This is a genomic window from Bradyrhizobium sp. SZCCHNS3052, from assembly GCF_032484495.1.
GTDB lineage: Bacteria > Pseudomonadota > Alphaproteobacteria > Rhizobiales > Xanthobacteraceae > Bradyrhizobium.
Genome location: NZ_JAUETB010000001.1, coordinates 916,556 through 939,004, shown reverse-complemented (window position 1 = coordinate 939,004; position 22,449 = coordinate 916,556). Strand labels below are relative to the sequence as shown.

Annotated in this window: 22 protein-coding genes and 1 pseudogene; 2 read left to right on the top strand and 21 right to left on the bottom strand. The window is 66.3% G+C overall.

Annotation, left to right across the window (positions count from 1 at the left end):
• Positions 1 to 15: 15 nt before the first annotated feature.
• Genes nikE through QX073_RS04220 form a run of 5 tightly spaced genes read right to left on the bottom strand, consistent with a single transcriptional unit; the run spans position 16 to position 6,243 of the window.
• Positions 16 to 1,590: an ABC transporter ATP-binding protein gene (gene nikE, locus QX073_RS04240; protein ID WP_316225364.1), complete on the bottom strand. Its 1,575-nt coding sequence runs from the start codon at positions 1,588 to 1,590 to the stop codon at positions 16 to 18.
• A complete protein-coding gene (locus QX073_RS04235; RefSeq protein ID WP_315712549.1) occupies positions 1,587 to 2,417 on the bottom strand; it encodes an ABC transporter permease in 831 nt (276 codons plus the stop codon). The genes nikE and QX073_RS04235 overlap by 4 nt, the downstream gene beginning before the upstream one ends.
• Positions 2,410 to 3,357 (bottom strand): ABC transporter permease, encoded by a 948-nt coding sequence (locus tag QX073_RS04230; protein WP_316225363.1) that lies wholly within the window; start codon positions 3,355 to 3,357, stop codon positions 2,410 to 2,412. Before QX073_RS04230 ends, QX073_RS04235 begins: the two co-directional genes overlap by 8 nt.
• Positions 3,358 to 3,373: 16 nt before the next feature.
• Positions 3,374 to 4,924, bottom strand: coding sequence for an ABC transporter substrate-binding protein (locus QX073_RS04225; RefSeq protein ID WP_315712551.1), 1,551 nt, complete (start codon positions 4,922 to 4,924; stop codon positions 3,374 to 3,376).
• Positions 4,924 to 6,243 (bottom strand): M20 family metallopeptidase, encoded by a 1,320-nt coding sequence (locus QX073_RS04220; RefSeq protein ID WP_315712553.1) that lies wholly within the window; start codon positions 6,241 to 6,243, stop codon positions 4,924 to 4,926. Before QX073_RS04220 ends, QX073_RS04225 begins: the two co-directional genes overlap by 1 nt.
• 66 nt (positions 6,244 to 6,309) lie before the next feature.
• Here QX073_RS04220 and QX073_RS04215 point away from each other — a divergent pair, with 66 nt between their 5' ends.
• Entirely contained in the window at positions 6,310 to 7,086 is a 777-nt protein-coding gene (locus QX073_RS04215) for a GntR family transcriptional regulator (protein ID WP_316225362.1), read from the top strand.
• Between the two features lie 12 nt (positions 7,087 to 7,098).
• Here QX073_RS04215 and dhaK read toward each other — a convergent pair whose 3' ends face one another.
• From dhaK to QX073_RS04145, 14 genes are all read right to left on the bottom strand, one after another.
• On the bottom strand, positions 7,099 to 8,088 hold the full coding sequence (gene dhaK, locus QX073_RS04210; protein WP_316225361.1) for a dihydroxyacetone kinase subunit DhaK: 990 nt from the start codon (positions 8,086 to 8,088) through the stop codon (positions 7,099 to 7,101).
• Positions 8,085 to 8,537 (bottom strand): hypothetical protein, encoded by a 453-nt coding sequence (locus QX073_RS04205; RefSeq protein WP_316225360.1) that lies wholly within the window; start codon positions 8,535 to 8,537, stop codon positions 8,085 to 8,087. Before QX073_RS04205 ends, dhaK begins: the two co-directional genes overlap by 4 nt.
• Entirely contained in the window at positions 8,534 to 10,153 is a 1,620-nt protein-coding gene (ptsP, locus tag QX073_RS04200) for a phosphoenolpyruvate--protein phosphotransferase (protein ID WP_316225359.1), read from the bottom strand. The genes QX073_RS04205 and ptsP overlap by 4 nt, the downstream gene beginning before the upstream one ends.
• Positions 10,154 to 10,155: 2 nt before the next feature.
• A complete protein-coding gene (locus tag QX073_RS04195; protein WP_316194091.1) occupies positions 10,156 to 10,458 on the bottom strand; it encodes an HPr family phosphocarrier protein in 303 nt (100 codons plus the stop codon).
• 12 nt (positions 10,459 to 10,470) lie between these two features.
• A complete protein-coding gene (dhaM, locus tag QX073_RS04190; RefSeq protein ID WP_284416623.1) occupies positions 10,471 to 10,869 on the bottom strand; it encodes a dihydroxyacetone kinase phosphoryl donor subunit DhaM in 399 nt (132 codons plus the stop codon).
• Positions 10,866 to 11,477 carry a dihydroxyacetone kinase subunit DhaL gene (gene dhaL, locus QX073_RS04185; protein ID WP_316194090.1) on the bottom strand — a complete coding sequence of 204 codons (612 nt, stop codon included), beginning with the start codon at positions 11,475 to 11,477 and terminating at the stop codon, positions 10,866 to 10,868. Before dhaL ends, dhaM begins: the two co-directional genes overlap by 4 nt.
• A 3-nt stretch (positions 11,478 to 11,480) precedes the next feature.
• Complete coding sequence (locus QX073_RS04180; protein ID WP_315749851.1) at positions 11,481 to 12,491, bottom strand: ABC transporter ATP-binding protein; 1,011 nt, start codon at positions 12,489 to 12,491, stop codon at positions 11,481 to 11,483.
• Positions 12,484 to 13,596, bottom strand: coding sequence for an ABC transporter ATP-binding protein (locus tag QX073_RS04175; protein ID WP_315712564.1), 1,113 nt, complete (start codon positions 13,594 to 13,596; stop codon positions 12,484 to 12,486). Before QX073_RS04175 ends, QX073_RS04180 begins: the two co-directional genes overlap by 8 nt.
• Before the next feature lie 4 nt (positions 13,597 to 13,600).
• Positions 13,601 to 13,819: a hypothetical protein gene (locus QX073_RS04170; protein WP_315749850.1), complete on the bottom strand. Its 219-nt coding sequence runs from the start codon at positions 13,817 to 13,819 to the stop codon at positions 13,601 to 13,603.
• Positions 13,816 to 14,769 carry a carbohydrate ABC transporter permease gene (locus tag QX073_RS04165; RefSeq protein WP_315712568.1) on the bottom strand — a complete coding sequence of 318 codons (954 nt, stop codon included), beginning with the start codon at positions 14,767 to 14,769 and terminating at the stop codon, positions 13,816 to 13,818. The genes QX073_RS04170 and QX073_RS04165 overlap by 4 nt, the downstream gene beginning before the upstream one ends.
• Positions 14,766 to 15,728 (bottom strand): sugar ABC transporter permease, encoded by a 963-nt coding sequence (locus tag QX073_RS04160; RefSeq protein WP_316225358.1) that lies wholly within the window; start codon positions 15,726 to 15,728, stop codon positions 14,766 to 14,768. The genes QX073_RS04165 and QX073_RS04160 overlap by 4 nt, the downstream gene beginning before the upstream one ends.
• A gap of 124 nt (positions 15,729 to 15,852) precedes the next feature.
• Positions 15,853 to 17,184 (bottom strand): ABC transporter substrate-binding protein, encoded by a 1,332-nt coding sequence (locus QX073_RS04155; protein WP_315749849.1) that lies wholly within the window; start codon positions 17,182 to 17,184, stop codon positions 15,853 to 15,855.
• A 331-nt stretch (positions 17,185 to 17,515) separates the two neighbouring features.
• On the bottom strand, positions 17,516 to 18,163 hold the full coding sequence (locus QX073_RS04150; RefSeq protein WP_316225357.1) for a 4'-phosphopantetheinyl transferase: 648 nt from the start codon (positions 18,161 to 18,163) through the stop codon (positions 17,516 to 17,518).
• Positions 18,164 to 18,373, bottom strand: coding sequence for a hypothetical protein (locus QX073_RS04145; RefSeq protein ID WP_315729333.1), 210 nt, complete (start codon positions 18,371 to 18,373; stop codon positions 18,164 to 18,166).
• A 252-nt stretch (positions 18,374 to 18,625) separates the two neighbouring features.
• Here QX073_RS04145 and recQ point away from each other — a divergent pair, with 252 nt between their 5' ends.
• A complete protein-coding gene (recQ, locus tag QX073_RS04140) occupies positions 18,626 to 20,431 on the top strand; it encodes a DNA helicase RecQ (RefSeq protein ID WP_315712574.1) in 1,806 nt (601 codons plus the stop codon).
• A 737-nt stretch (positions 20,432 to 21,168) separates the two neighbouring features.
• On the opposite strand, the pseudogene QX073_RS04135 reads toward recQ, so the two are convergent.
• Positions 21,169 to 21,539, bottom strand: a pseudogene (locus QX073_RS04135) (hypothetical protein).
• A 217-nt stretch (positions 21,540 to 21,756) separates the two neighbouring features.
• Positions 21,757 to 22,407, bottom strand: coding sequence for a hypothetical protein (locus QX073_RS04130; protein ID WP_315712575.1), 651 nt, complete (start codon positions 22,405 to 22,407; stop codon positions 21,757 to 21,759).
• Positions 22,408 to 22,449: the final 42 nt, after the last annotated feature.

Genomic DNA, 22,449 nt, shown 5'->3' with positions numbered 1-22,449 from the left:
GGGCAATCCTTGCGGTCAGCCAACGGGCGCTGGCGAGGCCGCCATCAGCTCGCGGGTGTAAGGGTGAACGTCGTCTGCGCCGAAGGCATCGACGGCACGGCTGTCGACCAGCCGGCCGTGGCGCATCACGACGATGCGGTGCGCGATCTGCCTGATCAGGTTGAGATCGTGGGTGATGAAGAGATAGGCCGCACCCGTCTGGGCGCGCAAAGCCAGCAGCAGCTCGATGATCTGGGCCTGGACCGAGACGTCGAGCGGCGCCGTGATCTCGTCGCAGATCACCAGGCGCGGCCGCGCCGCAAAAGCACGCGCGATCGCGACGCGCTGCTTCTCGCCACCCGAGAGCTGGTGCGGCCAGCGCATGGCATACGACGCCGGCAGCCGGACCTGTTCGAGCAGGCGCGGCACGGCGGCGACGTCGCCGCCATAGAGCTTCAAGGGGCGCGACAGGATCTCACCGATCCGATGGCGCGGATTGAGCGAGGAATCCGGGTGCTGGAACACGATTTGGACATCGCGCCGATAGGCACGGTTCATGTCACCGGCCCTGCGCAACGTTCGGCCGTCGAAGCTGATCGTGCCGTCGAAGCGGGCAAGCCCGGTGAGGGCGCGAGCGACGGATGACTTCCCCGAGCCGGATTCACCGACGAGGCCGACGATTTCGCCGGCACGGACGCGGACATCGACGGCCCTGGTCGCCGGTGACGGAGCCGCACGGAACAGCCCGCCCCTGCCGTAATGGACTTCGATGCCGCGTGCGTCCAGTACCAGGGCCGCGCCCGGCTGATCGTTCACGAGCCGCCGCTCCGGACGCGGCACGGCGGCGATGAGCGCCTTGGTGTAGGCGTGCTGCGGCGTCCTGAAGATATCAGACGCGGGCGCCTGCTCGACGATGCGGCCGTGCCGGATCACCGCGACACGATCGGCGACCCGGGTCATCATCGCGAGATCGTGCGAGATGTAGAGCGCAGCGACGCCCGTCTCCGCACGCAACCGCGCAAACAGCTCGATGATGCGGGCGCCGGTGATGACGTCGAGCGCCGTCGTAGGCTCATCGAACAGGATGACATCGGGCCGGCACCCGAAGGCCGTCGCGATGACTACCCGCTGCTTCTCGCCGCCGGAGATCTCGTACGGATAGCGCCGCAGCACCGCCACGGGGTCGCGCAGCTCGACATGGCCGAGCAATTCGATCGCGAGGTTCCTGGCGGCCCGCGCATTCAGATCGCGATGACGCATCAGCGCCTCGGTGATCTGGCGGCCGATGGTCAATGTCGGATTGAGCGCGGTCGACGGATCCTGGAACACCATGCCGATGCGGCGGCCACGGACCGCGGTCAGTCGCTTCAGGCTGAGGGACCGCAGGTCGAGGTCACCCAGACACAGGGAGCCCGAGACCTCGCGGGCATTGGCCGGCAGATGCCGCATCAACGCCCAAGCCAGCGAGCTCTTACCGGAGCCGGATTCGCCGACGAGGCCGAGCACCTCGCCGGGCGCGATCTCGAGCGACACGTCACGCAGCACCTCCACAGCGCCCGCCGGGGTGACGTAGTCCAGCCCGTAACCAGTGATGGCGAGCGCCGGCTTCATCGATCGTCCCTCGGATTCAGCGCGTCGCGCAGGGCATCGCCGACGAGATTGAAGGCGATCGCCGACAGCGCGATCGCGGCCGAGGGCGCGATGAGGATCCATGGCGCCCGGTGCATGTATTGGCGCGCATCGGCCACCATCAGGCCCCATTCCGATGCCGGCGGCTGTGCACCCAGGCCGAGGAAGCTGAGCGTCGCGAACAGCATCACCGCAAATGACACCCGGATGGTGGCCTCGATGATGATCGGGCCCATCACGTTCGGAAGCATCTCGCGGAAAATGATCTGCGATGCCGCTTCGCCGCGCGCGATGGCGGCCTTGACGTAGTCCTGACTGCGCACAGCAAGCGCCACGGAGCGCGTGACCCGTGCCATGCCCGGCGCGAACGCAAAGGCAATCGCGATCACCGCGTTGACAGCCCCATTTCCGAGCGTGCTGACCAGCAGCAGCGCCATGAGGAGACCGGGAATGGCCATCACAGCATCGTTGGTGCGCATGATGAATTCGTCGGCCTTGCCACCGAGATAGGCCGATGCGACGCCGATCACGGCGCCCATCGCGCTGCCGGCGAGCGTCGCCGCGAGCGCCATCGGAACGGTGGCGCGCGCGCCGGACAGCAGCCGGCTCAGCACGTCGCGGCCGAACTGATCGGCGCCCAGCCAGTTCTGCCATCCCGGCGGGCGGAAACGGCCGAGAAAATCCATCTTCTCCGGCCCATAGGGCGCGAGCCACGGGCCGAGGATGCAGACGATGGCGAGGGCAACGAGCAGCATCACGCTGATCGCCCCCTGCGGCTTGCGGATCATCCTGCCGAGCAGCTCAGTCATAGCTGATCCGCCTGTCGAGCAGCGCGTAGACGACATCCGCCAGCGTGTTGGTGATCGCATAGGTGACCGCCATGATCATCGCGCCGGCCTGGATCGACGGCAGATCGCGGGTGGTGATGGCGATCATCAATGCCCGACCGATGCCGGGAATGGCGAAAATCTCCTCGATGACGATGATGCCGCCCAGGAGATAGCCGACGTCGAGCGCGACGATGGTGATGACCGGCAGCAGCGCGTTGCGCATCACATGCCGCATCAGCACCGTCCGCTCGGGCAGGCCTTTCAGCCGCGCCGCGCGGACGTAGTCGGACTGCAGCACGTCCAGCGTCTCCGAACGCATCATGCGCATCACATGCGCGACGAGAATGACCGAGACGGTCAGGACCGGAAGGATCAGATGGCGCAGCGCCGGCCCGGCATCCTCCAGCGGCGACACGTAGCCGGTCGCCGGCAGCCATGGCAGAATGTCGGTCAGCAGCAGCGCGAGCACGGTTGCCGTGACGAACTCCGGCAGGGAGACCCCGAGATAGGCGACCACGCTGGTGGCCGTATCCGCCGGCCGCCCCTTGCGGAGCGCCGCGAAGATTCCGAGCGGGACCGCGATCAGGAGGGTGACGACGAGTGCGCCCGCTGCCAGCAGCAGCGAGCGCGACAGCGCCGTCAGCATCTCCGGCGCGACCGGCAGGCCGGTGCGCATGGAGACACCGAAATTGCCGATGGCCGCGTGCGCGACCCAATGCGTGAATTGCAGCCAGACCGGGTCGTCGAGCCCGAGCCGGCTGCGAATTGCGGCCAGCGCCTCCGGCGAAGCGTTCTCGCCAAGCAGCGTCTGCGCTGCGTCAGCCGGTAGCGCCTGTGTGATGGCGAACACCAGCACACTGACGACGACGACCGTATAGACCATCAGGAGCAGCCGCCGCAGCAGCCAGGCGAATGACACCGCTCGGATCCCCGCCTCAGCTGCGCCTGGGCGCGCCTGCGCCGAGCGAGACGAGATCGAGCCGAAACACCGATCCGCGCGGATGCAGCTGGTATCCTTCCACATAGGCGCGCTGCGCCGCCAGGATGTCGAAGAAGACCGGAATGACCGACGGCACCTCCTCGCTCATCATCGTCTGGGCCCGCGCATAGAGCGCGGCGCGATTGGCATCGTCGGTCTCGCTACGCGCCGCATTGACGATCTCGTCGAAGCGCGCATTGTTCCAGCGTGTCTCGTTCCAGGCGGCATCCGAGGTGTAGAGCAGCTTGAAGATCGCGTCGGCGGTCGATTGCATGTTGTAGAATCCGACGTAGAAATTGCCCTTCTTCCAGACCTGGTCGAGATAGGTCGCGTGCGGCATCGTCTGAACGTTGATGCGGAAGCCGGCCGGTGCCGCCATCTCACGGATCGCAACGCCAAGCTGCGTGCGCGTGTCCGGTTTGTCGGATGCCACCATCGTCAGGTCGATGCCGGAGGGATAGCCGGCATCGGCGAGCAATTGCCTGGCTTTCGCGATGTCGGGCTTCTTCAGCTTGCTGTCCTGATAGAACCGGTAGGCGGGGCTCAGCGGCGTGTCGTTGCCGGGCGTGCCGTAGCCGCCGGCCACGAAGCCGGCCATGGCCTCGCGATCGATGGTCAGCGCCAGCGCCTGGCGCACGCGAACGTCGTTGAACGGCTTCTGATCGCAGCCCATGTTGACGTTCAGAAACTGCCCCGAGGGGACCCGCACCGCCTTGACGCCGCTGGCCTTGCCGAGCCGCTCATATTCGCCGGGCGTGGTCGACAACATGAGATCGATGTCGCCCGAAATCAGAGCCGATGCTTCGGCGGTGCGGTCGGGATAGACGAGAATCTCGACGCGATCGAGCAAAGGCCGCGCCGGATCGTAATACGCCGGGTTGCGCTCGACGACGATCTTGCGGTCCGGCTCATAGGACACGAGCTTGAACGGCCCTGAACCATTCGCCTTTGTGGCGAGGCTGGCGAGATCGGCAGCAACGACTTTCGCAGGCACGATGCGCGCATTGTTGTAGGCGAGCGCGACCGGAAAATCGGCAAAGGCAACCGACAACGTGAACCGCACGGTCGACGCATCGACGGCAGCGACATCCTTGATCGGGCCGACATTGGTGCGCGCCGGTGATGCGGTCTTCGGATCGAGGATCGCCTTGAAGGTCGCGACGACATCCTCCGCCGTCAGCGGCGAGCCGTCGTGGAAGCTGAGATTGGGCCGCAGCCTGAACGTCCACTCGGTGAGCCCCGCGCCGGCCTGCCACGACAAGGCGAGGTCCGGCTCGACCGACATGTCCGGCTTCAACCGGGTCAAGTTGGAATAGAGCAGCTCGGTGATGAGGTATTCCGGATTGACACGCGCGAGCAGCGGATGAATGACCGCCGCGCCCTGGTCGACCGAGATCCGCAACACGCCGCCGCGCTTCGGCGCCTCGGCCGAGAGAGAGACTTGCGGCAGAGCACCAAGCACGAGCGCGGAGCCGGCAAGGAAATGACGACGGGTCACGGACGGCATCAGGCGAAGTCCTTTTCAGGCGTGATGGCTTCGGGACAGAGTTCGGGACGGAACTCGGCTGCGAGATAGGCGAGCACCGATTTCGCCAATGCGACGATGTCGGCGAGCGTCGTGGATTCGCCCGGCGCATGAATGCGGCTATCGGGCCTGCCGAGGCCCGTGAGCAGCACCTCCTGCACGCCCGTGGCCTGCTGCACCCAGCCGAAATCGGAGCAGCCGGCCGCCCCCCAGCGAGCGAAGTCTTCCGCGGCATAGCCGAAACCGGCCGACAGCGCCTGCTGCCAGCGCGACCAATGCGGCCCGCCGGGATCGGATGTCGGCATCAGATGGCCGGTGAGGATGATCTCGACGTCGAGGGTGCCGGCCGCCTGCCGGACGGCCGCTTCGATCTCGCGGCGTGCAGCGGCGAAGTCCTCCTCGGGCGTGTATCGGCGGCACAGGAGAATCTCGACCAGCGAGGGGATCTGTCCGCCGCATTGGCCGCCATGAATGGCTGAGATGTCGAGGCTCGCGGCGAGCGGTCCAGCCGCCTGCGGCGGTGGCGGCAACGCCGACGTCCGCTGCGCGATGACCGGCTCGAGGGCCGCGAGCGCATTGAGGATCGGCAGCGCCGCCTCGATCGCGTTGGCGCCGGCGCGGCGCTGCTCGCCGGCATGCGCTGCCTTGCCGTGAACCCGCACCGTGAGCGTGAACAGGCCGAAGCAGCCGGCCCAGATCCGCGGCATGGCACTGCCGTTGAAATTCAGAATATGCCCTTCGAGACGGCCCTGCTCGGCAAGGTAACGCACGCCGGGATAAAGCCCTGCCTCCTCGTCCGTGCACAGCAGCAACATCGGATCATAGGCCAGCGGCAATCCAGTCTGCTGCGCGCCGCGGAGTGCGAGCAGCGCCGCCGCAATCGATCCCTTCATGTCGGCCGCGCCGAGTCCGATCAGACGGTCACCGTCGCGGCTCAGCTGCAGCGGATCGGTGACCCAGCCGGGCGCCGCCGGTACCGTGTCCACATGGAAATAGAGCCCGAGCACCGGTCTGCCGGCGCGGCGCCGTGCGATCAGATTCGTCCGCGATCCGCGCGCGCCCGGTGCGCGCCATAGGTCCTCCGGAACGATCACGCGCTCGCTATCCAGTGCCAGCGGGGCAGCGAGCTGCTCCATCACGTCGGCAAATGCATCGTAGCCGGCCCCCGGAGGAAAGCTGGTGTCGACCGCCACCATCTTCCGCAGGTCCTCGACCGCCGTCTCGGCCATGGCGTCGATCGCGGCAAAAGCGCTGGCCAGGCTGCGCGCGCCCCGGTCCGCTGGAATGCCCTCAGAAATCATTTGCCGCCAGCTCTATCCTATATTCTATATAGAAATAGAATTCACGACGCGGCGTTTGTCAATTCCATGAAAAAGGCAGCTGTGGCCAGCAAAGCGGCAGACGGGGTGGGGGCGGGTCCAGGCGCGCTGCCGGTGCCGCTCTACGAGCATGTCAAGCGCCAGATCGCCGAGGCGATCCTGATCGGCGACATGCCGCCGGGGACGGTGCTGCCCGGCGAGGTCGCGCTCGCCAATCAATATGGCGTCGCCGTCGGCACCATCCGCCGCGCGCTGGCCGATCTCACCGCGGGCGGCATGCTGATGCGCCGGCGCAAGACCGGCACGGTGGTGACGGGCCGCGCGTCGCAGCATGGGCTCAGCTTCTTCTTCCAGTACTTCCGCCTGCTCGGCGCGGACGGCGGCCTGCTGCACTCGGAGGCCGAGGTGCTGTCGGTGACGACACGCGCCGCCGAGCCAGACGAAGCGGCGCTGTTCGCGATGGCCGAGCGCGGGCCGCTGCTGCATCTTCATCGCATCCGCCGCGTCGCTGGCGCGCCGGTGCTGCATTCGCGGATCTCGATTGTCGCGAGCCGCGTGGCGGGATTTCCGGCCGAGCCGAAGAAGGTCCCTGCCCTGATCTACCGCCATCTGCTCGAGGCCTATGGCATCCGGATCGCTGCGGTGCGCGAGAAGGTGACGGCCGAGGTCGCCACCAAGGAGGACCGCAAGCTGCTCGGCCTGCCCTCTCCGAGCGCCGTGCTCGTGATCGACGAGGAGGCCTTCGACCAGACCGGCGCGCTGGCGATCCTCAGCCAGCACCGCGCCACGACGGCGCAACACTACTACTCGAACGAGATCCGCTGAGCACGCATTGCTTCAGCAGCCCCAGCGCAGCGCCGCGGTGTGCACCGGCGCGTCCCACAGTCCCAGCGACGCATCATCGAGCGCGGTCACGGTGAGCGAGCAGCCGGCCATGTCGAGCGAGGTGACGTAGGAGCCGACCAGCCCGCGCGCGATGGCGAGCCCGCGCCCTTCCAAGATGCGCCGCGCCGCATTGGCCATCACGTACAACTCCATCGCTGGCGTAGCCCCGAAGCCGTTGACCAGCAGCAGGCACGGAGTCCCGGGCTTCGCTGCAAGATCGGCCAGGATCGCGCCCATCATCTCCTCGGCGATGGCGTCCGCGGACGCCAGCTTGACCCGGCGCCTGCCGGGCTCGCCATGGATGCCGACCCCCATCTCCATCTCGTCCTCGCCGAGCGTGAAGGTCGGCTTGCCCGCGGCCGGCACCGTGCATGAGGTCAGCGCCACGCCCATCGAGCGGGTGCGCCTGTTGACGTCGTCACCAAGCGCCTTCAGCGCGTCGAGATCGCGGCCCTGCTCGGCCGCAGCACCCAGCATCTTCTCCACGATCAGCGTGCCGGCAACGCCGCGGCGGCCGGTCGAATAGGTCGAGGTCTCGACCGCGACGTCGTCGTCGGTAATGACGGTCGCGACCTTGCCCTCCATCATCTCCGCGGCCATCGCGAAATTCATCACGTCGCCTTCGTAGTTCTTGACGATGAACAGCGCGCCCGCGCCGGTGTCCACGGCCTGCGCGGCCGCGAGCATCTGGTCAGGCGTCGGGGAGGTGAACACCTGGCCCGGACAGGCGGCATCGAGCATGCCCGGCCCGACGAAGCCGGCATGGAGCGGCTCATGGCCGGAGCCGCCGCCGGAGATCAGCGCGACCTTGCCCGGTTTGAGGCTCTTGCGGCGAACGAACTTGTTGTCCTCGCCCAGCGTGACGATGTCGCCATGCACGGCGGCAAAACCCTGCAGGCTCTCGCTCAGCACATCGGAAACGGCGTTGATCAGCTTCTTCATGGCTTCCCTCCCGGTTCGGCGTCGTCGTTGTTTTCGTTGGCTGAGATCAGCGCGGTGATGCCGCGCGCGACGCCGGTGATGATGCGGTCGGCATGGGCGTTGAGCGCGGGGTCGCCGAAGTCCGGCAGCTCGACCACGAGGCGCCGCATCGGCCGCTGCGCCTCGACCTCGTCCAGCCGGCCCGGATGGGCGGCGCGGTAGGCGGTCAGAAAAGCCTGCTGCTCATGCGGCGAGAAGTGACAGATGTGGAAGATGGTCTCGAGATGCTGCAGCGGGATCGGCGTCGCATAGGCCGGATTGACGATCTGCGAGATGAAGCTGCGATTCTTGCCGATCGCCTCCGCCAGCCGCTGCCGTGTACCGGAGGGACGGCTGTCGATGACCGCGCGCAGGATCGCCTTGTATTCGGTGAGCGGACTCGCGGCCCCCGATGCATCCTGGTCACTCATGCGCCCTCTTCCGCGGTCTTTTCCGTGCCCTTGGCGAGGTCAAGCTCGCGGATCGCCGCCTTCACCAGCGGCAGCAGGCCCGGCGCGACCGACAGCGCGCGCACACCGAGCTCAAGCAGCGCCGGCATGGCTCTGACATCACCGGCGGCGTCGCCGCAGATCGAGACTTCCACGCCCCGCGCGCGACCAGCGCGCACCACATGGGCAATCATCGCCAGCACCCCGGGATGCAGCACGTCAGCATAGTCGGCGACCTCGGCGCCGTCACGCGAAGCAGCGGTCGCGTATTGGGTCAGGTCATTGGTGCCGATCGAGAAGAAGTCCGCAGCGAAGTCATGCGCTGCCAACGCAGCAGCCGGCACCTCGACCATCATTCCGAAGGCCGGCGCGGCGAACGCGACGTTGCCGGCGGCCAAGTCGGCGAGCACGGCGCGGAGATGGCGACGCGCCACGTCCAGCTCCGCTGCATTGGTCACCATCGGCAGCATCACCTTGAGCGGTCCGAGCGCAGCGGCGCGAGCCAGCGCGCGCAGTTGAACGCGGAAGATCTCGGGGTGACGCAAGGACAGACGGAGGCCACGAAGGCCGAGAAACGGGTTGCTCTCGCCATCGATCGTGTAGCCCGGAATCGGCTTGTCGCCGCCGGCATCGAGCGTGCGGATCGTGACCGGCCGGCCTTCGGCCCAGCGCACGAGCTCGGCATAGGCGTGATATTGTGCCTCCTCGTCGTGAAGCAGGTTGCCGGTGAGAAACTCGGTGCGTGCCAGGCCGATGCCGTCGCAGGCTGCGGCCGGAAGCAGCGTCATGTCGGCAGGGCCGGAGATGTTGACGAGCACCGAGACGCGGGTGCCGTCGCGCGTCAGTGCCGGTTCGTGCTGGCGCGCGATCGCGTCCGCCTTGCGGCGCGAGGCGGTCGCATCCTCCGCCCGGGCGGCAGCGATACGCTGCGCACTGGGATCGGCAATGACGACACCGCGACCGCCATCGACCAGCAAATCCCCTGTCAGCTTGTCCCAATCGTGACCGAGCCCGACCACCATCGGCACGCCGCGGCTGCGCGCCAACATCGCGACATGGCTGGTCGGGCTGCCCTCGCCGAGCGCGATGCCCCCTCCATTCGTCCACTCGATGGCGAGGAAAGCCGATGGCGCCAGATCACGCGCAACGACGATCGCCCCCTTCGGCAACTTGCCGTTCTGCTGCAAGCCGAACAAGTGTCGCAGCACGCGATCCCGGATGTCGGCGAGGTCGCCGGCGCGGGCGCGGAAATATTCGTCCTCAGCGGACTCATACCCCGCCATCTCCTCCGCCATCGCCGCACGCCAGGCCGCATCCGCAGCGACGCCGCCCTCGATCTGGACGTAAGCCGCTTCTGTCAGCGCATCGTCTTCGAGCAGTGCGAGCTGAAAGCCGATCAGCTCGGCCGCGTCTCCCTCGAGCCCGTCGATCAGCTCGGCCACGGCCTCACGTGCATGTGCGACCGCTGTGGCGAGCGCTTCATGCTCCTCGGCGATCGCCCCTTTGCTCCGGCTGGCGCCCTCCAGCGCATGCAGGATCGCGGCGGGCCCGATGGCCAACCCGTCCGACGCTCCACGCCCGAAAATGCGCCGCTCCATCGTCACTCCTCGTCGAACTTGCGGTCGACCAGATCGACAAGCGCCGCGATGGCCGCCTCGGCATCAGTTCCGTTGGCGCGCAGGAACAGCGTCTCACCCTTGGCCGCCTTGACGCGCATGATCTTCACCGGGCTCTTGGCGTCGGTCCAGGGCCCGTCGGCCGCGATCGCGACTTCGATGCTCGACGCAAAGCGCTTGGCGAGCTGGGTCAGCTTGACCGAGGGCCGCGCATGCAGCCCGACCTCGTTGGTCAGCAGCGCACGCGCCTTCGCTTCCTGCATGCCGATCTCTCCACCGTCAGCCATTATCGTTCCTGCTCATCCGCCCATCAGCTCTTCGGCGGTCGCGCGCACCGCATCGAGCGGCGAGCCGCCGGAAGCTTCCGTCGCCGCCATCACGGCGCCCTCGACCAGCGGCGCGTTGCAGATCACGATGCGCTCGCGCCGCTCCTCCGGCATCATCTCCACCGCCATCTCGCTGTTGGTCTCGGCGCCGCCGAGATCGACCAGGATCGCAACGCCCGACTCCGACCATGCCTTGTCGATCGCGCCCATGATGGCGCCGACATCGGTGCCGAGCCCGCCATCGGCATTGCCGCCGACCGCCGCGAGCGGCACGCTGTCGCCGACCATCTGCCGGACCATGTCGGCCGCGCCTTCCGCCACCTTGGCGGAATGCGACACGATGACGATGCCGACATTCTTCTGCTCACTCATGCCCAGGCCTCATTGAATACGCCGCAGATCGCCTGCACCAGCAGGCTGGACGAGCGCGCGCCGGGATCCATGTGCCCGATCGAGCGCTCGCCGAGAAACGAAGCACGGCCGCGGATCGCCAGCATCGGCACCGTCGCGTCGGCGGCCTCGGCGGCGATTGCGGGCAGCCGGGAACTGAGATCGTCGCCACCGGCCGCAAAAGCTGCCTGCACCGGGATCAAGACGTCGAGCATGGTCTTCTGACCGGCTTCCGACTTGCCACGCGCTCTGACGTCCGCGATGGCGCGACCGAGCGCCGCCGCCGCTTCGGCGGCAGAGGGCTCTGATGGCAGCGCCTTGCCAAGTCCCATCGCCAGCGTGCCATAGAGCGGACCGGACGCACCGCCGACCTTCATCACCAGCGCCATGCCGACCGCCTTCAACGCCTCGGGAAGAGGCTTGGCGGAGATATTGTCCACATCGGCGAGCACGGCCTCGAAGCCGCGCTTCATGTTGAGGCCGTGATCGCCGTCGCCGATCGCCGAGTCGAGCGCGGTCAGCTCCTCCGCATGGGCGATGATGGCATCGGCCATCGCCACGATCACCTTGCGCTTGAACGCCTGGTCCATTGTCTATCTCACCCGCTGGCCCGCCCGGTCGAACAGCAGCGGCCGGGTGAACTCGATAGCGACGGAGTCGCCGACTTTCAATTCCGTATCCGGCTCCACCAGGCTGACGATGGTCTGGTCCTGCAGCGTGATATGCAGATGATTCTGATCGCCGAGATGCTCGATCCATTTCACCCGTGCGTCGGCACGGCTCTCGGCGCGCCGGACCGTCATGTGCTCGGTGCGCGCGCCGATCGTCGCGACGTCGCCCGGCACCGCAAGATCCGGAAACAGCCCGCGCGGCAGTAGATTGATGCCGGGACTGCCGAGCCGGGTCGCCACATAGGTATTGGCCGGATCCTCATAGACCTCCCGCGGGCTGCCGACCTGCACCAGCCGGCCCTGCTCGATCACGCCGATACGGTTGGCGAGCGTCATCGCCTCGATCTGGTCGTGGGTGACGTAGAGCATGGTGGCGCCGAGATCCTGCTGGATACGCTTGAGCTCGATGCGCAGCTCGGAACGCAGCTTGGCGTCGAGCGAGGATAGCGGCTCGTCTAGCAACGCGATCGCAGGTCTGCGCACCAGCGCGCGGCCGATCGCCACGCGCTGCATCTGGCCGCCGGAGAGCTGAGTAGCGCGGTTGCCGAGCTTGTCCTCGATCCGGAGCATCGCCGCGACGTCACCGACGATGCGCCTGATCTCAGCCTCCGCAATCTTGCGCACCGGCGAGCGCAGTGGGAAAGCCAGATTGTCGTACACCGACAGATGCGGATAGAGAGAATATTGCTGGAACACGAACGTGACGTCACGCGCGGCCGGCGTCGCCTTCGTCTGGTCGACGCCGCCGATGGTGATGCTGCCGCGATCCGGCATCTCGAGGCCGGCCACGAGCCGCAATGTCGTGGTCTTGCCGGCACCGGTCGGCCCGAGCAGCACGACGAGCTCGCCGTCGCGGATGGTCAGCGACAAATCCCGTACCGCCGGCTTGGAACCGAACGACTTGCTGACGGCGTTGAGCCGCGTCTCAGCCATGATGGCGCCCTCCTCTCACCGGCTGCTCATACAGCGCCGTGCGGACCGCGCGGCCCGTGGCGGCGTCGAACAGCGACAGCCGGTCGGCGCGGAAGCTGAGCCCGACCGGCTCCGCACGCTGCACCCGGACCGCCGCGGGCGCGCGCGCCTTGACGATGCCATGAGACGTCGTGACGGTGATGATCTGGGTGGTGCCGAGATATTCGGCGCCGAACACCTCGCCGCGCAGCCCGCCTTCGGCGCTGAGCGCCACCTGCTCCGGCCGCACACCGAGGACCAACTCGTCGCTCCCGGCATCCTCGCGCAGCTCGGGCACGCCGATCTCGGCGCCGTCGATCCGCACGCAGTTCGTGCCGGCGCCAAGCCTGCCCGCGAAGCGGATGAAGTTCATCGCCGGCGAGCCGATGAAGTCCGCGACGAACATGGTGGCGGGACGGTCGTAGATCTCCTGGGGCGTTCCGAGCTGCTCCACGACGCCGCGATTCATCACCGCGATCGTGTCGGCCATCGACATCGCCTCGAGCTGGTCGTGAGTCACGAACACGGTGGTGGCCTTGAGCCGGTCGTGCAGGGCGCGCAGCTCGCCGCACATGATGTGACGGAACTCCGCATCGAGCGCGCCGAGCGGCTCATCCATCAAGAACGCTTTCGGCTCGCGGACGATGGCGCGGCCGAGCGCGACGCGCTGGCGATCGCCGCTCGACAACCCGCTCACCGGACGGTCGATCAGATGGTCGATGCGCAGGATGCGCGCGGCTTCCTCGACCCGCCGCCGGATCTCCCCCTTGGGCACCCCCATCGAGACCAGGGGAAAAGCGATGTTCCGGCGCACGTTCATGTGCGGGTAGAGCGCGAACAGCTGGAACACCATGGCGATGTCGCGCTCGCGCGCGCGGCGGAAGGTGACGTCCTCGCCGCCGAGCCTGATCGCCCCCGAGGTCGGCAGCTCCAGGCCTGCAATCATGCGCAGCGTCGTGGTCTTGCCGCAGCCGGACGGACCGAGCAGGCAGAAGAACTCGCCGTCGGCGATCGTGAAGCTTGTGCCGCGCACGGCGGCAAAGCCGCCGAACTCCTTGAACAGATTCTCGATCCGGATCTCGGCCATGGCGTCAGTCCGGAAACTTGGAGACGATGGTGAACATCACGACGCCGGCGAGCGTGGTGATGAAGGAATAGGTGTAGAGCACCAGTGCGAACGGCTGCAGCAGCATCAGCACGCCGGCCGCAATGAGGATCGTTGCCAGCGTCTCCATCGGGCCGCGCCGCAGCGCCCGTGGCCAGCGCGAGTGCGCCGCATCGGCCGGCTGATCTTGTGCCATCTCGGTCATTTGCGCACCGCTCCGAAGGTGATGCCGCGCAACAGATGTTTTCTCAGCAGCACCGTGAACACGACGATCGGGATCAGGAACAGCGTGGTGCCCGCCGCGACCGCCGGCCAATCCTGGCCGCCCTCGCCGATGATGATCGGGATGAAGGGCGGCGCGGTCTGCGCCGTGCCCGAGGTCAGAAGCACCGCGAAGGCATATTCGTTCCAGGCGAAGATCAGGCAGAAGATCGCGGTGGCGACGATGCCGGTGGTGGCCTGCGGCAACACGACCTTGAAGAAGGCTTGCAGGCGGGTGTAGCCGTCGACCATCGCCGCCTCCTCGTATTCGCGCGGGATCTCGTCCATGAATCCCTTGAGCAGCCAGACCGCGAGCGAGATGTTGACGGACGTATAGAGCAGGATCATGCCGAGCCGCGTGTCGGACAGGCCGAGCTCGCGATACATCAGATAGATCGGGATCGCGACCGCGATCGGCGGCATCATCCGGGTCGACAGGATGAAGAACAGCAGATCATCCTTCAACGGCACCTTGAAGCGCGAGAACGCGTAGGCCGCCAGCGTGCCGAGCACGACCGACAGCGCCGTCGAGCCGAACGCGATCACCAGCGAATTCACGTAGCGCGGGATGTAGTTCGATGGACCCGCGACCACCATGTTGCGGCCGCGCGAGATGCGGTCGCACAGACTGGCAGCCGGTGGCAGCTTGGCCATGTACTCCGGCGCCTGCCGGGTCCGGGTCGTGAACAGGTTGCAATAGCCCTCCAGGCTCGGCTCGGCGACGAGCTTCGGCGGATAGGCGATCGCGTCCGACGGCGACTTGAAGCCGGTCATGAAGATCCACAGCAGCGGCACCAGAGTGATCAGCGCATAGGCGATCACCACGGTTGCCGCGATCCGCTTGGTCAGCGGCGACGGATCGACGACGGAATGGGCGGTTGCGAGACCGGTCATCGGCTTTTCACCCGGTTGAGCGCCTTGACGTAGATGTTGGCGAGGCCGAACACGGTGACGAACAGGATGATGGCGAAGGCCGAGGAATAGCCGGTCCGCCACTTCTCGAAGGCTTCGCGCTTCAGGGTGATCGAGGCGACCTCGGTCGTCGAGCCTGGACCGCCGCCGGTCAGGAGGTTGACCATGTCGAACATCTTGAAGTTTTCGATGCCGCGGAACAGCACCGCCAGCATGATGAACGGCAGCGCCATCGGCAAAGTGATCGACCAGAACTGCCGCCACGGCGAGGCGCGATCGACCTCGGCCGCCTCATAGATGTAGTCGGGAATCGAGCGGAGACCTGCAAGGCAGATCAGCATCACGTAAGGCGTCCACATCCAGGTGTCGACGATGACGATCGCCCAGGGCGCGAGAGGCACTTGCGCCAGCATCTGGAAAGACGATGCGGGCGCGCCCGTCACGGCGGAGATGACGTAGTTGAAGAGCCCGATCTGCGGCTGGTAGAGGAACGTCCAGAAGTTGCCGACCACAGCCGGCGACAGCATCATCGGCAGCAGGATCAAGGTGGTCCACAGGCCGTGGCCGCGGAACTTCTTGTCGATCAGCCACGCTAGCGTAAAGCCCAGCAGGGTCTGGATCAGGATGGTCCAGAACACGAAGCGCGCGGTCACCGTCATCGCCGCCCAGACGTCCGGATCGGTCAGGATCGACTGGTAGTTGGCGAGTCCGATATCGAGCACGGTGGCGTTCGGACGGTTCGCGCGATAATTGGTGAAGGACAGCCGGATGGTCCAGATCAACGGGAAAATGTTGATCGCGAGCAGCAGCAGCATGGTCGGCATGATGAATAGCCAGGCGATGGCGCGCTCGGACAGGCCGCGCACGCGCCCCGCCACGGCGGGCGGCGTCACCAGGGCGGCGCGGTCGACGAGGCTGCTCAGTCCGGTTTGGTCGGTCATGCGAGGGGCTGCTTCACTGGCGGCTTCGGGCTGGCGGTGAGACTGGCTGGTCCGCCCGGCAAGCCGAAGCTCGCCGGAGGGATCGTCGTGGCGGATCTCGCTTGCGCGAGAGGTGCCGCCTCCATCACAGCTTGCCGTCCTCCTTGAACACCTTGGTCCAGTCGGCGATCAGCCCGTCGAGCGCGCCTTTCGCCGTACCCTGGTCGGCGACGACATAGTCGTGGACGCGCTTCTGCATCGCGAGCAGAAGCTGGGCGTAGGACGGCTCGGCCCAGAAGTCGACCACCTGGTCCATCGCCACCAGGAAGTCGGCGGCGAACGGCGCGGTGTTCTTGAAGTTGGGATCGTTGAGCACGCCCTTGTGGCAGCTGTAGCCGCCGAGCGCCCACCACTTCTTCTGGGTGTCGAGCGCGGCGAACCACTTGATATATTCGAGCGCTTCGGCGCGGTTAGGCGAATATGCCACCACCGAGATGCCCTGCCCGCCGAGCTGCGAGCCCTTCTCCTTCTGCGCGGGGTTGACGAAGAAGCCGATCTTGTCGCCGCCGACATTGGGATCCTTGTAAAGGCCCGGGAAGAAGGCGAACCAGTTCATCTGCAGCGCGACCTGGCCGGACTTGAAGGCATCGAGTCCTTCCTGCATGTAGCCGTTGGAATAGCCGGGCGGCGTGCAGCATTTGTACAGCGCCTTGTAGAACTCGAGGCCCTTCACCGCATCGTCCGAGTTGACGAAGCCCTGCATGTCATACGGCTTCTTCGGGTTCTGATACTTGAAGCCGAACGGATAGAGCGCGTTGGTGACGCCCATGGTGATGCCTTCCGAGCCACGCTCGGTGAAGATGGCCGCGCCATAAACGGTCTTGCCGTCGATCACCCGCTTCTGGAAGAACTCGGCAATGTCCTTCAGCTCTTCCTGCGTCTTCGGCACCTCGAGCTCGCGGCCGAATTTCTTCTTGAATTCCTCGCGAATCTCCGGCCGCGCGAACCAGTCCTTGCGATAGGTCCAGCCGTTGGCGTCGCCCATCGCCGGAAGCGCCCAGTAGTTCGGCGAGCCCTTCGGCCATTCGGCGTAGCCGGCGACGGTGGCCGGCATGAAATCGGAGATCTTGATGCCTTCCTTGTCGAAGAACTCGTTGAGCTTGACGTATTGGCCATTCTCGGCCGCGCCGCCGATCCATTGGGAATCGCCGATCATCAGGTCGCACAGCTTGCCCTTGGAATTGAGCTCGTTGAGCATGCGGTCGGCGAAGTTCGGCCACGGCACGAACTCGAACTTCATGTTGACGCCGGTCTTGGCGGTGAAGTCCTTGGACAGCTCGACCAGCGCATTGGCCGGATCCCAGGCGGCCCAGCACAAGGTAATCGTCTTTCCTTCGGCGCGTGCCGGCGCGGACGCGCCGAGCACGGTCGCGGCGGCGACCGTCGCCGCCAGTGCAAATGTCTGCAGCAACTTCATCTGGCACTCCCTCCCTGTTGGCGCCGTCCCCGCTTCGCGTGGGTGACGGCGATGCATGGCCCGCGGCGAGCGACGCCGTCACAACGACAGCGCGAGCCGCAAGCGTTTCCCCTGGCCCTCGGATCATCCGTCCGAGTTAAGTATTTTGTTTAGTAGATTGCGAACGACTAAACATGTCAAGCGCGTTTTCGCGACGTTTGCAGCGCATCATGTTTAGCGACTGCGGTAAGCTGCTCGTCGTCCGGAGGTTTGCCGGGATGGCGATGGCGCGGCTCTCCGGCGCAGCCGCCAGGACGCAGGCTCGGCCCAACTCCAGGCTGCATCCGCGTGATCAGCCCTTCGCCAACGTCACGCCGCAACTGACCCGGCCGTCAGCGACGAGGAAGCGTCCGGCGAGGCGAGCAACGGCGGTCGGCCAGTCCTCTCTCATGACACGCGCCTCGAACGTGCCCGCCGCCCATGCGATCGCGAGCTCGACATCCTGGAAATCCAGGAAGCCGCGCGTGAGCGGATACTGGCATTTGTAGTAGGCTTCCTTGGCGCTGAAGATCACGATCGGCAGCATCGGCTGCAACGCGTCGGGCTGGCCGCGAAGCCATTGCCGTTCGGCCGGCGTGAGCACAAGATCGCGCATCGACGGATCGAGCTCGCGCAGGTCCTCGACATCCAGTCCAAGGGACGGGACATCCCTGCTTCGGGCCACGGCCACGACGCAATGATCGGCACAATGGGAGATGCTTCCCGCATAGCCCGACGGCCACACCGGAGCGCGATCCGGCGTCGGGACGAGCGCGACCGGCGAAGCTCCCAGCGACGCCAGCGCCCTGCGCGCCAGGATCCGGGCGGTCGCAAACTCGGCGCGCCGCTTGGCGACCGCGGCCTGGATATGCGCGCGCTCTTCGGGAAACAGCTCATCCTCCGCCAGCGAGAGGCTGGACGCCGCCACCACGACCGGACCGTCAAACAGATTTGCAAGCACTCACATCACCAACTCTGCACGCGCGTCTCTTTGCGGACCGGCCTCGACCGGCCGCCACCGTATACGAAACGGCGACGTCGAAGCGAATTCCAACGATTCAACATGTCTCGCGATCTCGCGGCGCCACGCCCCCGAGCTTTGCATGGCGAGCGCACGCTGCCGCTCGGCGAGCTGCACCACCGACCACTGCGGATCGGCATCGACCAGCACTTGCGCCCGGCGAGGTGCCAATGCACCCGGCTCCCCCCGGGAGCCCATGGTTGGATCAGGATCAGAACATACCGCGATGCAAGTCGATTCTGCCATAACTCGCCGGCTTGTCCAACGCGCCCCGGCCGCTGTCCCCCGGTCCATGCTTTTCGGCCCCGCTGACATGCGCGTCGGCGGCCAGCTTTTGCTTGACGGCAGCGGGCTGCAACGGGACTTATCCAGTCCCTCTGTCTGCCGAAGAAGTGCGTTCCCATGGCCGCCGATCCGCTCTCGATCCTCAAGACCGTGTTCGGTTACGACAGTTTCCGCGGCCGGCAGCGTGACATCGTCGAGCACGTGATCGCCGGCCACAATGCCTTCGTGCTGATGCCGACCGGCGGCGGCAAGTCGCTGTGCTACCAGATCCCGGCGCTGGCGCGTCCCGGCCTCGGGCTGATCATCTCGCCGCTGATCGCGCTGATGGAGGACCAGGTCACCGCGCTCCGGCAGGCCGGCGTGAAGGCCGCGGCGCTGAACTCGCGGCTCTGGGGCGCCGAGAAGGACCTGCTGTGGCAGGACATCGAACGCGGCGAGCTCGATCTCCTCTACATGGCACCCGAGACGCTGCTCAAGGCGGAGAACCTCGAGCGGCTCAAGACCGCACGGTTGTCGCTGATCGCGATCGACGAGGCGCATTGCGTCTCGCAATGGGGCCATGATTTCCGTCCCGAATACCGCGCCCTCGACTGCCTCGCCGGGCTGTTCCCGACCATCCCGCGCATCGCACTCACCGCCACGGCCGATGCGCCGACGCGCGCGGAGATCGTCGAGCATCTTTCGATCGGCGACGGCAACAGCTTCATCGCCGGCTTCGACCGGCCGAACATCCGCTATGGCGCAGCGGAGAAAACCAGCACGATGCAGCAGATGCTGGCCTTCCTGAAATCGCGCGAGGGCGAGAGCGGCATCGTCTATTGCCTGTCCAAGCGCAAGACCGAGGAAGTCGCCGCCTCGCTCAGCGATCATGGCTTCCCGGCGCTGCCCTATCATGCCGGCATGGAGATGAAGGCGCGCGAGAAGAACCAGCGCCGCTTCCAGCTCGAGCAGGGCCTGATCATGGTCGCCACGATCGCCTTCGGCATGGGCATCGACAAGCCCGACGTGCGGTTCGTTGTTCATGCCGATCTGCCCTCCAGCATCGAGGCCTACTACCAGGAGACCGGCCGCGCCGGGCGCGACGGCCTGCCCTCCGAGACTCTGATGCTGTACGGGGCGGAGGACATCGCGCTGCGCCGCCGCTTCATCGATGAGTCCGACGCGCCCGATGCGCGCAAGCGCACCGAGCGCCGCAAGCTCGATGCGCTGCTCGGCTTCGCCGAGACCTGCCAGTGCCGCCGCCAGGTGCTGCTGCGCTATTTCGGCGACGATTGCGCGCCGTGCGGCAATTGCGACATCTGTCTTGACCCGCCGGAGACCTTCGACGGCACCATCGCCGCGCAGAAGCTGCTGTCCTGCATCCACCGCACCGGCGAGCGCTTCGGCCAGGCCCACGTCATCGCGGTGTTGCTCGGCGAGACCGACGAGCGCATCGAACGGCTCGGCCACGACAAGCTCTCGACCTTCGGCATCGGCAAGGAGCACGACCGCAACGCCTGGCGCTCGATCGTCCGCCAGCTCGTCGCGCATGGTCTGATCAGCGTCGACGTCGCCGGCCATGGCGGCCTGTCGATCTCGCCCGAGGGTCGCCAGTTCCTGCGCGACAAGCCGCAGCTCAGCCTGCGCGTGCTGAAGAAGTCGCGGCGCGACCGCAAATCCCGGGAGCGGCAGACCACGGCGGCATTTCCCGACCTCGACCGCGACCTGTTCGAGAAGCTGCGCGTACGCCGGATGGAGCTCGCCAAGGCGCAGAACGTCCCGCCCTATGTCATCTTCCACGACAAGACGCTGGCCGAAATGGCGGCCCGCCATCCGCGCTCCGTCGCGGAGCTTGCGAGCATCCCCGGTGCCGGCACGGTCAAGCTCGCGCGCTACGGCGAGGCCTTCGTGGCGGTGATCAATGCGCATGATGCGGGCGCCTGAGCCGGCCATCGTCCAGCAGCACCGCGGCTCCTTCGCTCGACGATCAGACGGCACACATGGCTCACACATGGCCTCGCGATCCCGCCGCTGATGACGCCCGGGTTATGCAACTGAAGTCCCCTTCTCCTCGAAGAAGAGGCGCAGGGAAGACCGGGTATCAGCTGATACCCGCGGTCCGCGTGCAGCAAAAAGCACGCGGCAGAACCACAGGTTCAGCCCAATATCCGGCCTTCCCTGCGCGACGGTTTGACGACTTATAGGCGCTCTCCCCGGGGATCGGCTGTCTTGCCCCCGTCGCCGGCGGATCATCATCACCGCCGGTTTGGCATCAGCACCGCGATGCCAGGACCACACCACTTCGCCGTCGCATCGCTCCGTTCGTCGGCGCGGGCTTTGACACCCGGCTGCGGAGCAACGCGCCCGTCGCCTCCCCGGCTCGACGCTCGTGACGATCGCGAAACGTCCCTCTTCAGCGAGCCGGGATAACAGGAAATGTGGATGTGATTTGCCCGACGGTGCAAGTGATGAGTTTGCGACAAACTGGCACGACGGGCAGTTGGCGCATACGCGCCATGCAGAGATTGCCCGTCGTGCAGCTCGGGATGGCGCGAGTTCGTCGGGTCACAGCAGCCGGTCCCATCGACGCCTTCAAACGTCTTCAGTGATTGGAATGCACCGTCACAGTGATGAGCTTGGCTCCGGCACCGAGCTGCCGGGTCGGCAAAGCACGAGCCATTCTACTTCTCCGCGTGCCCGGCGGCACTGGTCCGACCGCATGGAAGTTCGGGCGGGGCCGGAAGATCGATGCTGCCAATCAGGTCCGAGCGCAACGTTTCAGCGGCGGCCGTCGCCGCCATGGTCTGTCGCAAGGTGCTGACGTTCGATCCGAGCGAAACGATGCCGCCGAGCACCGCGGCAATCGTCCCGAGGACGACGACCGCATTGGACCCCAGCAGGCCCAGCACCGCCCCGAGCAGCAACGCGGCGCAGCCGGATATCACGATCTTCGAGGCCATGATGATCTTTCGACACCGCTCGGCCGCGTCGGCCAGCTGTTCGATCCGCGCCTCGATGAGGGAGATTGATCGCTCGGGTCGTCCTCATCCATCAGACCAACTGTTCTCCACGGTGTTGCTTTGGGCTAATTCCGTCCCCGCCCACCAACGTACGGCCATTGGTTGGACAATCCAAGAGATGGTTTGCGGCCGTGAGGCATCGACCTTGATGAAGCTCGCGATCATCTGAGATATTACAGGCCTTGGATCACACCAACGCATGGCATCTGGCTTTGTTACGGCGCGACCAAGCCGAGGAGCCTCTCGAAACTAGGCCGGCACGGGAACCCCGGCTTTCTTCTCCAGCGCGGCCACCCGGTCGCGAAGGCTGCGGATCTCCGCGACCAGGTCAAGGACGTCCGGCGCGGGTTGATGCCCCATCATCCCGACATGGCTCGTTGTCACACGAATGGTCGACGAGCTGATCTCCATGCTGGTGCGGGAGCTCGCAACTGATAGACCCGGTTGCAATGCGGGCGGTGCGGGGACTGCGATCGTAACGCCACCCGCGACAATTCCGTCTGGAGCGGTAACGGTTTTCTCGAACCGCGCGGCGCCTTTAACGGTCACGTCTTCGAGTTTCGCCGCACCGTGAATCGAAACGCCCCCGGCGTAATGCTTGCCATCGTTGAGAACAAGTTCGTCAGCCTGGGAGTGAGAGAGCGCCGCGCGCGCCGCCGGAGGCACTTTCGGGCTCTGGAGCTGCACGGTCTCGACGTTGCATGCCATTATCGCTCGCCCCAACCAAGCCGGGGCTAGCAAGAGACGTCCCGCGTGGGCCTCCGCGCCGTCAAACTCGATTCTGAGCATGCCGGGATAGCCCTGCGCGTCGACGGGAACCCTGACATTGCCGCTCTGCAGCACAGTCGTTGATCCTTCCAGGATGACCGACGTGTCGGTGAGTTTGATGTCGCTCGTCATGTTCGCCGCCTCCCGCTGAAGATGTAACTTAAAATATCCTCA

Coding starts and splice junctions, on each gene's coding strand:
- QX073_RS04155 (WP_315749849.1), bottom strand. CDS start 17,184: ATGAAGTTGCTGCAGACATTTGCACTGGCGGCGACGGTCGCCGCCGCG.
- QX073_RS04170 (WP_315749850.1), bottom strand. CDS start 13,819: ATGACCGAGATGGCACAAGATCAGCCGGCCGATGCGGCGCACTCGCGC.
- dhaK (WP_316225361.1), bottom strand. CDS start 8,088: ATGAAGAAGCTGATCAACGCCGTTTCCGATGTGCTGAGCGAGAGCCTG.
- recQ (WP_315712574.1), top strand. CDS start 18,626: ATGGCCGCCGATCCGCTCTCGATCCTCAAGACCGTGTTCGGTTACGAC.
- QX073_RS04130 (WP_315712575.1), bottom strand. CDS start 22,407: ATGACGAGCGACATCAAACTCACCGACACGTCGGTCATCCTGGAAGGA.
- QX073_RS04205 (WP_316225360.1), bottom strand. CDS start 8,537: ATGAGTGACCAGGATGCATCGGGGGCCGCGAGTCCGCTCACCGAATAC.
- dhaM (WP_284416623.1), bottom strand. CDS start 10,869: ATGAGTGAGCAGAAGAATGTCGGCATCGTCATCGTGTCGCATTCCGCC.
- nikE (WP_316225364.1), bottom strand. CDS start 1,590: ATGAAGCCGGCGCTCGCCATCACTGGTTACGGGCTGGACTACGTCACC.
- QX073_RS04215 (WP_316225362.1), top strand. CDS start 6,310: ATGAAAAAGGCAGCTGTGGCCAGCAAAGCGGCAGACGGGGTGGGGGCG.
- QX073_RS04165 (WP_315712568.1), bottom strand. CDS start 14,769: ATGACCGGTCTCGCAACCGCCCATTCCGTCGTCGATCCGTCGCCGCTG.
- QX073_RS04225 (WP_315712551.1), bottom strand. CDS start 4,924: ATGCCGTCCGTGACCCGTCGTCATTTCCTTGCCGGCTCCGCGCTCGTG.
- QX073_RS04195 (WP_316194091.1), bottom strand. CDS start 10,458: ATGGCTGACGGTGGAGAGATCGGCATGCAGGAAGCGAAGGCGCGTGCG.
- QX073_RS04180 (WP_315749851.1), bottom strand. CDS start 12,491: ATGGCTGAGACGCGGCTCAACGCCGTCAGCAAGTCGTTCGGTTCCAAG.
- QX073_RS04160 (WP_316225358.1), bottom strand. CDS start 15,728: ATGACCGACCAAACCGGACTGAGCAGCCTCGTCGACCGCGCCGCCCTG.
- QX073_RS04235 (WP_315712549.1), bottom strand. CDS start 2,417: ATGACTGAGCTGCTCGGCAGGATGATCCGCAAGCCGCAGGGGGCGATC.
- QX073_RS04175 (WP_315712564.1), bottom strand. CDS start 13,596: ATGGCCGAGATCCGGATCGAGAATCTGTTCAAGGAGTTCGGCGGCTTT.
- dhaL (WP_316194090.1), bottom strand. CDS start 11,477: ATGGACCAGGCGTTCAAGCGCAAGGTGATCGTGGCGATGGCCGATGCC.
- ptsP (WP_316225359.1), bottom strand. CDS start 10,153: ATGGAGCGGCGCATTTTCGGGCGTGGAGCGTCGGACGGGTTGGCCATC.
- QX073_RS04220 (WP_315712553.1), bottom strand. CDS start 6,243: ATGATTTCTGAGGGCATTCCAGCGGACCGGGGCGCGCGCAGCCTGGCC.